At 71.6% G+C, this 6,199-nt stretch carries 5 protein-coding genes; 3 read left to right on the forward strand and 2 right to left on the reverse strand.

Features of this window, described 5'->3' with window-relative positions:
• Positions 1-1,190 (forward strand): hypothetical protein (locus tag ABT367_RS40190; protein ID WP_352258775.1); only part of this gene is annotated, 1,190 nt, incomplete at its 5' end.
• Positions 1,191-1,340: 150 nt separating this feature from the next.
• Here the strand turns inward: ABT367_RS40190 and meaB are convergent.
• Together meaB and ABT367_RS40200 are read right to left on the reverse strand one after the other, a co-directional pair.
• Positions 1,341-2,297, reverse strand: a complete 957-nt coding sequence (gene meaB, locus ABT367_RS40195) for a methylmalonyl Co-A mutase-associated GTPase MeaB (RefSeq protein ID WP_352258777.1) — start codon at positions 2,295-2,297, stop codon at positions 1,341-1,343.
• 62 nt (positions 2,298-2,359) lie between these two features.
• A complete protein-coding gene (locus ABT367_RS40200) occupies positions 2,360-3,571 on the reverse strand; it encodes an acetyl-CoA C-acetyltransferase (RefSeq protein ID WP_352258779.1) in 1,212 nt (403 codons plus the stop codon).
• Positions 3,572-3,710: 139 nt separating this feature from the next.
• On the opposite strand from ABT367_RS40200, the gene mce reads away from it, so the two are divergent.
• Together mce and scy are read left to right on the forward strand one after the other, a co-directional pair.
• Positions 3,711-4,151 carry a methylmalonyl-CoA epimerase gene (gene mce, locus ABT367_RS40205; RefSeq protein ID WP_199545895.1) on the forward strand — a complete coding sequence of 147 codons (441 nt, stop codon included), beginning with the start codon at positions 3,711-3,713 and terminating at the stop codon, positions 4,149-4,151.
• A gap of 210 nt (positions 4,152-4,361) precedes the next feature.
• Positions 4,362-6,199 (forward strand): polarized growth protein Scy (gene scy, locus ABT367_RS40210; RefSeq protein WP_352258781.1); only part of this gene is annotated, 1,838 nt, incomplete at its 3' end.

Consider the following 6,199-nt stretch of genomic DNA (forward strand, 5'->3'; position numbering starts at 1 on the left):
CCTCGCGGGACGGCCGGCCGCTGCACCTGGTGCGCTTCGGCGCCGGTGCCCGGCGGGTGCTCTGGTACGCCGGCCCGCACGCGAACGAGGTCGCGGGTGTGGCCACCGTGGTGGAGCTCGCCGAGCGGCTGGCCCGCCGTCCCGACGCCTTGGCCGGGGAGGTCGGCGTGGACGCGGTGCTCTGTGTCGACCCCGACGCGTATGTCCGTAACGAGGCCTGGTTCGCGCCCGACATCGACATGGCCGCGTACTACCGGAACTTCTACCGGCCGCCCATGGACGAGTGGCCCGACTGGGACTTCCCCATCGCCTACCGCGGCCTGCGCCGTGCCGCGCGCCTGCCCGAAACCGCGGCCTTGCGCACGGCGATCGAGCTCAGCCGGCCGGCGGCCATGGTGTCGCTGCACAACGGCGAGCTCCACGGCATGCACGGGTATCTGCGCGGCGACGCGCCCCGGCTGGCGGGCGCGCTCGCGAACCTGCCCGGCCGCTTCGGTTTCCCCGCGGAACTCGAGCCGCTGGACGCGGCGGGCGAGACCCTCGCGCCCGGCGTCTTCGCCTTCCCGGACCCCACGTCGATCTGGGACGCGGCGCTGGCGAGCGGTACCGAGGACCCGGCGACGCTGCTGCCCCTGGGGAACTCCGCCGCCGCCTGGGCGCAGGAGCGTCACGGCACCTTGACCGTGCTGGCCGAGGTGCCGCACTGGTCGTTCGACGCGCCGCTCCCCGCCGAAGGCACGCTCGGCGAACTGGCCCGGCGCACGGCCGACCGGCTGGACGCGGGTGCCGAGGAGGTGACCGGGTATCTCAGCGCGCTCGTACTGCCCCGGACGGATCCTCGCCCGGGGTCGTGCCGCGATGCGGCGAACTTCATGCGTCAACAGGCCGTCCGACTACGGGCCGTGGCGGAAGATCCTGCCGGCCGCGCACCCACCACGTCCGAGGACGTGGCCCGCCTGGACGTCATGATCGGACGCTGTATCCCGCAGCGGTACCGGGGGCAGATCCTGGGCGCCGCACTGGACGCCGGTGCTCCGGCCGCGCTCACCGGGCCGCTCGTCGCCGCCTTCGACGCGACCATGGCGCGGCTGCGCGCGCTGCCCATCAGGGCGCACTCCTTCGCCTCCATGGTCGAGGCGCAGCTCGCGTACGGCTTCACCGCGAGCGACCACGTGGCGGCGGCAGGGTGATCGGCGGCTTCGCAAAGCGCCCATACGGCCAAGGCGATCGGCGGCGGATTCGCAAGCGCCCCACGCCGCCAGGCCGATCGGCAGCCTCCCCGCTCATCTCAAGCCATGCGTTCAGGGCCCCTTGGGCCCCCTCCGCAGGTACGGGCCCCGTCAGCTCCCCGTGAGCCCCGACACCAGCTCGTCCGCCGCCGCGTACGGGTCCAGGGAACCCGCGGCGACCCGCTCCGCCAGCACGCCGAGGCGCTGGTCGCCCCGCAGGTCCGCGATCCGCTCGCGGAGGGCGGTGACCGCGATGGTCTCGATCTCGTGGGCGGCGCGGACCGTACGGCGCTCGGCGAGCACACCCCGCTCCTCCATCCAGGCGCGGTGCTTCTCCAGGGCCTCGACCACCTCGTCGACGCCCTCGGCCCGTGACGCGACCGTTTTCACGATCGGAGGGCGCCAGTCGCCGGGACCGCGCGACTCCCCCAGGCCCAGCATGTGGTTGAGCTCGCGCACCGTGGAGTCCGCGCCGTCGCGGTCCGCCTTGTTGACCACGTACACGTCGCCGATCTCCAGGATCCCGGCCTTCGCCGCCTGGATCCCGTCCCCCATCCCGGGGGCGAGCAGCACCACGGAGGTGTCCGCCTGGGAGGCGATCTCCACCTCGGACTGTCCGACGCCGACCGTCTCGACGAGCACGACATCGCAGCCCGCGGCGTCGAGCACACGGATCGCCTGGGGCGCGGCCCAGGCGAGACCGCCGAGATGGCCGCGCGTGGCCATCGAGCGGATGTAGACACCGGGGTCCGAGGCGTGGTCGGCCATGCGGATCCGGTCACCGAGCAGCGCGCCGCCCGAGAAGGGCGACGAGGGGTCCACCGCGAGGACCCCTACCCGCTTTCCGGCCCGCCGGTACGCCGACACCAGGGCCGACGTCGATGTCGACTTGCCGACACCGGGCGAGCCGGTGAGACCGACCACGTACGCGTGGCCGGTCAGCGGCGCGAGCGCCGCCATCACCTCCCGCAGCTGCGGCGACGCCCCCTCGACCAGTGAGATCAGCCGGGCCACGGCCCGCGGCCGGCCCTCGCGCGCCTGAGCCACCAGCGAGGGGACGTCGTGCATCACAGCTCCAGTTCGTTCGTACGCGTACGGAAAGCGGGCAGGACCGGTCGGCGACCCAGACCTCAGGCCTTGGGTACCCGCACGATCAGCGCGTCACCCTGACCACCGCCGCCGCACAGCGCCGCCGCACCCACGCCGCCGCCACGGCGCTTGAGCTCAAGTGCCAGGTGCAGCACGATACGGGCGCCGGACATGCCGATGGGGTGGCCCAGGGCAATCGCGCCACCGTTGACGTTCACCTTTTCCGGCGTAACGCCCAAGTCCTTCATTGACTGGACGGAAACTGCAGCAAAGGCCTCGTTGATCTCGATGAGGTCGAGGTCCTCGACCGAGATGCCCTCCTTCTTCACGGCGTGCTGGATCGCGTTGGACGGCTGCGACTGCAGCGAGTTGTCCGGGCCCGCCACGTTGCCGTGCGCGCCGATCTCCGCGATCCACTCCAGACCCAGCTCGATGGCCTTGGTCTTGCTCATCACCACGACCGCCGCCGCACCGTCGGAGATCTGCGAGGCGGTGCCCGCCGTGATGGTGCCGTCCTTCGCGAAGGCCGGACGCAGCTTGCCGAGGGACTCGGCGGTGGTCTCGGGGCGGATGCCCTCGTCCTTGGCGAAGATCACCGCGTCGCCCTTGCGCTGCGGGATCTCGACGGGGGTGATCTCGGCCTCGAAGATGCCGCCCGCCTGAGCGGCGGCCGCGCGCTGGTGCGAGAGCGCACCGATCTCGTCCTGCTCCGCGCGCTTGAGGCCCAGGCGGGTGTTGTGCTTCTCCGTGGACTCGCCCATCGCGATGTTCTCGAAGGCGTCGGTCAGGCCGTCGTGCGCCATGGAGTCCAGCATTTCGATCGCGCCGTACTTGAAGCCCTCTCGAGACTTCGGCAGCAGATGCGGGGCGTTGGTCATCGATTCCTGGCCGCCCGCGACCACGATGTCGAACTCACCGGCGCGGATCAGCTGGTCGGCGAGCGCGATCGCGTCGAGGCCGGAGAGACAGACCTTGTTGATCGTCAGCGCGGGGACGTTCATCGGAATGCCCGCCTTCACGGCGGCCTGGCGTGCCGGGATCTGCCCTGCCCCGGCCTGGAGCACCTGCCCCATGATCACGTATTGGACCTGGTCAGCGCCGATGCCCGCCCGCTCGAGCGCGGCCTTGATGGCGAAGCCGCCGAGGTCGGCTCCGGAGAAGGACTTCAGCGAACCGAGCAGGCGTCCCATGGGCGTGCGGGCCCCGGAGACGATCACAGAGGTCGAGCTGTTCGTTCCAGAAGTTCCAGACATGAGGCTTGGCCCCTAGGAGATGAGGAGTGAACGAGGGTTTACTCGCAATGTACTGACGAGTACCCGCCCGGGTCACCGGGCTGAGAGTGTGATCGCGCGCACGTTGCGTAATCGCGGCCCGAGGCGCTGCACTGGACGGATGCTGACGCGCATCGACCACATCGGGATCGCCTGCCACGACCTTGAGAAGACGGTGGAGTTCTACGTCTCCACGTACGGCTTCGAGGTCTTCCACACCGAGGTCAACGAGGAGCAGGGCGTACGCGAAGCCATGCTCAAGATCAATGAGACCTCCGACGGAGGGGCTTCGTACCTCCAGCTGCTCGAGCCGATCCGCGAGGACTCCACCGTCGCGAAGTGGCTCGCCAAGAACGGAGAGGGAGTTCATCACATCGCGTTCGGTACGGCCGACGTCGACGCCGACGCCGCTTCCGTACGCGAAAAGGGCGTCCGTGTCCTTTATGACGAGCCGCGTCGCGGGTCGATGGGGTCGCGGATCACGTTCCTGCACCCCAAGGACTGTCACGGAGTCCTCACCGAACTCGTCACTTCCGCACCGGCCGAGTCCCAGGACCACTGACCTCGCGATATCCGGGCCGGTAGGGTTGGGGGCGGTCGTGCGTGCGTGTGGCACGGCCGCTTGCCGGGGTCTCGATTTCGGGGGACGGGCGTCGGGGCAGCCGCCCCTGCCCTGCCGATGATCTGACACCATTCCCCGGGAGCCCCGTTCGGCGGATGGACAGGGCTCGGTTGGAGAGACTTGCGACCAGGGGACGGATGGGACCGCGCAGTGCGGGGCTACGAAGGCCAGGAGAACAGGCGGCCGGCTGAGACCGACAGCCTCTCGCGGTTCGAAGCCGAGATGGACCGGCTGAAGAAGGACCGTGAGAAGGCGGTTCAGCACGCCGAGGACCTGGGGTACCAGGTCGAGGTGTTGCGCGCCAAGCTCCACGAGGCGCGTCGCAGCCTCGCGAGCCGCCCTGCCTACGACACCGCTGACATCGGCTACCAGGCCGAGCAGCTGCTCCGTAATGCCCAGATCCAGGCCGACCAGCTGCGCACCGACGCCGAGCGCGAGCTGCGCGAGGCGCGCGCCCAGACCCAGCGCATCCTCCAGGAGCACGCCGAACAGCAGGCCCGGCTGCAGTCCGAGCTGCATTCCGAGGCCGTATCCCGCCGTCAGCAGCTCGACCAGGAGCTGGCCGAGCGCCGCCGGACCGTCGAGAACCACGTCAACGAGAACGTGGCGTGGGCCGAGCAGTTGCGCGCCCGCACCGAGCAGCAGGCCCGCCGGCTGCTCGACGACTCCCGCGCCGAGGCCGACCAGGCCCTGGCCGCCGCACGCGCCGAGGCCGAGCGGATCAATGCCGAGGCCCGCCAGCGCCTGACCGACGAGGCCGAGTCCGCCCGTACCGAGGCGCAGGAGATCCTGCGCCGGGCCCGCGCGGACGCCGAGCGTCTCCTGAACGCCGCGTCCACGCAGGCGCAGGAGGCCACCGACCACGCCGAGCAGCTGCGTACGTCGACCGCATCCGAGTCCGACCAGGCCCGCCGGCAGGCCACCGAGCTGTCCCGCGCCGCCGAGCAGCGGATGCAGGAGGCCGAGACCGCGCTTCGTGAGGCACGCGCCGAGGCCGAGAAGGTCGTCGCCGAGGCGAAGGAGACCGCCGAGAAGCGGATCACGAGCGCCGAGTCGACCAACGAGCAGCGCACCCGCACCGCCAAGGAGCAGGTCGCGCGCCTGGTCAGCGAGGCGACCAAGGAGGCCGAGGCCGCCAAGACGCAGGCCGAGCAGCTGCTCGCGGACGCCCGTGCGGCAGCCGAGAAGGTCACCGCGGAGGCCACCGAGAAGGCCCGCACCATCACCGCCGAGGAGTCGGCGTCCCAGCTCTCCAAGGCGGCCAAGACCGCCGAGGACGTACTCAACAAGGCCTCCGAGAACGCCAAGGCCACCACCAAGGCCGCGAGCGAGGAGGCCGAGCGGATCCGCCGCGAGGCCCAGGCGGAGGCCGACCGGCTGCGCGGCCAGGCGCAGGAGATCGCCGAGCAGCTCAAGGGCGCGGCCAAGGACGACACCAAGGAGTACCGCGCCAAGACCGAGGAGCTGCAGGAGGAGGCGCGCCGGCTGCGCGGCGAGGCCGAGCAGCTGCGCGCCGAGGCCGTCGCCGAGGGCGAGCGGATCCGGGGCGAGGCGCGGCGCGAGGCGGTACAGCAGATCGAGGAGGCGGCGTCCTCCGCCGAGGAGCTGCTCGCGAAGGCGCGTACGGACGCCGATGAACTGCGCGGCGCCGCGGGCACCGAGGCCGAGCGCGTGCGTACGGAGGCCATCGAGCGCGCCACGACGCTGCGCAAGCAGGCCGAGGAGACGCTCGAGCGCACCCGCGTCGAGGCCGAACGGCACCGCACCGAGGCGGAGGAGCGCGCCGAAGCCGTCAGGGCGGAGGCCGAGCAGGCCGCGCAGAAGTTGCGCGAGGACACCGAACGGGCCGTGGCGCAGCGGCAGTCGGAGGCGGCCGACGAGCTGACCCGGCTGCACACCGAGGCCGAGCAGCGCATCACCGCCGCCGAGGCCGCCCTTGTCGACGCGCGCGCCGAGGCCGAACGGCTGCGCCGGGAGGCCGCCGAGGA

Source organism: Streptomyces mesophilus, from assembly GCF_040300965.1.
GTDB lineage: Bacteria > Actinomycetota > Actinomycetes > Streptomycetales > Streptomycetaceae > Streptomyces > Streptomyces mesophilus_A.